Here is a 2,821-nt window from a genome sequence, read left to right as displayed (position 1 = left end):
CCGGGGGTGCGCTGGTTGCGGACCAGCACCAGGCGGCGGCCGGGCGGCGGCTCGGGCCAGGGCAGGTCGGGATCGCTCTGGTCGAACACGACCACGCACTCGATCGGGCCGCGGTAGGTCTGGCCGAGGATGGCCGTCACGGCCCGGCGCAGCAGCTCCGGCCGGTCCCGGGTGGGGACGACGACGCTGACCAGGGGCTCAGCGGCCACGGCCGGTCCCCTTGGCCAGGTAGCCGTAGGCCAGCAGCAGCGGCCAGGTGGACACCGAGGTCAGCAGGCGGTGGCGGCGGCGCAGCTGGCCGCGCCACTCCTCGTCGACCTGGAGCGGGACCCGCCCGCTGCGGAAGCGCATCGGGTTGCCGGCCAGGGCGTGGCTGGGACCGAGCTCGACCCAGCCGTCGCCAACGAAGCCGAGCTCGCCGGCGGCCGCGGGCCGGCTGGCCAGCGCGAGCACCCGGGCGAGCTCGGCCGCCGGGTCGCGGACCAGCGACTCGTAGCGGAGCAGGATGCCGCGCACGCCGGTCGCCTGCAGGAGGTGGAACAGCAGGTTGTAGCCGAGGTAGCGGGCGCTCATGCGCAGCGGGGTGTCGGTGGCCATGAGGGCGTCGCCCTCGACCACCTCGGCCCGCCGCATCCGCTTGGACCAGGAGAACGCCACCCCGCGGCTGTCGCGGACCAGATGGACCAGGCGCAGGTCGACCCCGCGCATGCGCCGGACCAGGAAGGCGTGGGAGGCGTGCTTGCTGGCGTCGACCACCAGCGGGCGCCCGCTGACCTCCCGGACGGCGTCGTACAGCCGCCCCAGCAGCTCCAGGTAGCGGCGCATGCGGGCCCGGTAGGCGGGCGACAGGGCCGGCGCGACCATCAGCGGCACGAACCGGTTGCGGTCCACCGAGGCCTTGAGGGCCAGCACCTCCCCGACGTCCAGGCGGTCCCAGCCGCCGAAGGCGAGCTCCCCGACCCGGCCCCAGAAGGCGCACTCCCGGAAGCGGTCGCCGCAGCCGCAGCGGTTGTTCTCCTTGAGGCCACGCTCCCAGAGGTGGACCAGCTCCCCCACCGAGCAGACGTCGTCGAGGCGGCCCAGCATGCGCTCCAGCAGGGTGCTGCCGCTGCGCCCGAGGCCACCGATGAACAGGACCGTGCTCATCGGGCGCCCGCCCGGGGGCTCGGCCGGTCGCCGACCAGGCCGTCGACCAGGCGGCCGAACTCGCGCACGGCGGTGGCCGTGGCCCGGCCCCCGGGCCCGGCCCGGAACGCGGCCGGCTCGCCGGCCACCCGGTCGAGCAGGCGGTGCAGGTCGGCCTCGGTCTCGGCCAGGTGGATGCCGCCGCCCTCGGCGGCCAGGCGGCGCGAGAAGGCGACCTGGTGGTCGTCGACGTGCTCGCCCAGCCGGTGCTGGCGGGGGACGACGATCGGGACGGCGCCCATGTGCCGCGCTCCCAGGATGGTCCCGGGCCCGCCGTGGCAGACGATTACGGCCGCGCCGGCCATGGCCGCCTGGAGAGCGTCGAACTCGAGGTAGGCCTGCCAGCTCGCCTGCCCGGTGGGCGGGGCCGAGGTGCCGGTCTGCATCAGGCAGCGCAGCGAGCCCGGGTGGGCGGCCAGCCAGCCGTCGGCCCAGCGGACCAGGCGGTCGAACGGGTGGTGGTCGGTGCCGACGGTGACCAGCAGCAGCGGCTGCTCCCTGTTGGTCACAGCAGGCTCCCGATGACTTTGCCCTTTGGGTAGTTGCGGCGCTGCTCCTCCCACTGGAGCAGGAACAGGTCGCTGAAGGGGTAGCAGAGCCGGCCGGTCATGGTCGGCGAGTCGATCCGGTCGTAGACCTCGACGTACACCGTCCGCTTGCCGAGCAGCTTGGCCAGCAGGAAGAACGGGAAGGCGACCCCGGCGCCGCTGGACACGACCACGTCGGGCCGGTAGGAGCGCAGCAGCTTCCAGGCCAGGCGGGTGTTGCGGAGCAGGTTGGCCAGGTTGCGGGTCGTCGGGTGGTAGGCCCAGGCGACCTGCTCACCGGCGAGCAGCGAGGTGCTGTCCAGCTTCTCGAAGGTCACCCATAGACGATCGTGCCGTTCCCACCATGGCTTGAGGTTGTGGAGCTGGATGAGGTGGCCGCCGGAGGAGCAGACGAGGAGGGCGCGCATGGCGGCCTCAGTACGCGCCCCTGGTCGAGACCAGGAGCGGGACGGTCTTGGACAGGATGAACAGGTCGTAGGCGATCGACCAGTTCTCGACGTAGAACAGGTCGAGCCGCACGTAGTCCTCGAAGGAGAGCTCGCTGCGCCCGCTGACCTGCCACAGGCCGGTGATGCCGGGCCGGACCTCGAGGCGGTCGAGCTGCCACTCCTCGTACATGGCGACCTCGCCGGCCAGGGGCGGCCGCGGCCCGACCAGGCTCATCTCGCCCCTGAGGACATTCCAGAGCTGGGGCAGCTCGTCGATCGAGTAGCGGCGCAGGATGGCCCCGACCCTGGTCACCCGCGGGTCCTGGCGGAGCTTGAACAGGGGCCCGTCGGCCTCGTTCTGGTCGCGCAGGCCGTCGAGCAGCAGGTCGGCCCCGGTGACCATGGTGCGGAACTTCAGCAGGGTGAAGGGGCGCCCGCGCAGCCCGATCCGCTCCTGGCGGAACACCACCGGGCCCTTGGAGGTGGCCTTGATGGCCACGGCCACGACCGCGAACAGCGGCAGCAGGGCCAGCAGGCCGAGGGCGGAGACGACCACGTCGCAGGCCCGCTTGGCCGCGGCCTGGAAGCGGGTCAGCTGGAGCACGTTGACCGACAGGGTCATCACCCCGCCGATGGTCTGGGGGGCGAGCCGGCTCGACA

General features: G+C 73.2%; 5 protein-coding genes. All 5 read right to left on the bottom strand.

Translation table 11 applies throughout. The features are described 5' to 3' along the window. A partial coding sequence (locus VF468_14835; GenBank protein HEX5879569.1) for a glycosyltransferase occupies positions 1-209 on the bottom strand: 209 nt, incomplete at its 3' end. Further along, positions 199-1,146, bottom strand: coding sequence for a sulfotransferase (locus tag VF468_14830; protein ID HEX5879568.1), 948 nt, complete (start codon positions 1,144-1,146; stop codon positions 199-201). The genes VF468_14835 and VF468_14830, both read right to left, overlap by 11 nt. After that, a complete protein-coding gene (locus tag VF468_14825) occupies positions 1,143-1,694 on the bottom strand; it encodes a glycosyltransferase (protein HEX5879567.1) in 552 nt (183 codons plus the stop codon). Before VF468_14825 ends, VF468_14830 begins: the two co-directional genes overlap by 4 nt. Beyond that, the gene (pssD, locus tag VF468_14820; protein ID HEX5879566.1) at positions 1,691-2,140 is read right to left on the bottom strand and encodes a PssD/Cps14F family polysaccharide biosynthesis glycosyltransferase; all 450 of its coding nucleotides are present in this window, start codon (positions 2,138-2,140) and stop codon (positions 1,691-1,693) included. The genes VF468_14825 and pssD overlap by 4 nt, the downstream gene beginning before the upstream one ends. Before the next feature lie 7 nt (positions 2,141-2,147). Beyond that, the coding region (locus tag VF468_14815; GenBank protein ID HEX5879565.1) for an exopolysaccharide biosynthesis polyprenyl glycosylphosphotransferase at positions 2,148-2,821 on the bottom strand (674 nt) is incomplete at its 5' end.

It is taken from the genome of Actinomycetota bacterium (assembly GCA_036280995.1).
Lineage (GTDB): Bacteria > Actinomycetota > CALGFH01 > CALGFH01 > CALGFH01 > CALGFH01.
Note: the sequence above shows the minus strand (reverse complement) of the source record. Positions and strands in the feature narration are given on the sequence as shown.

Bases quoted from the DNA above. Each gene is read 5' to 3' on its own strand.
- VF468_14830 (HEX5879568.1), bottom strand. From the start codon at position 1,146: ATGAGCACGGTCCTGTTCATCGGTGGCCTCGGGCGCAGCGGCAGCACC.
- pssD (HEX5879566.1), bottom strand. From the start codon at position 2,140: ATGCGCGCCCTCCTCGTCTGCTCCTCCGGCGGCCACCTCATCCAGCTC.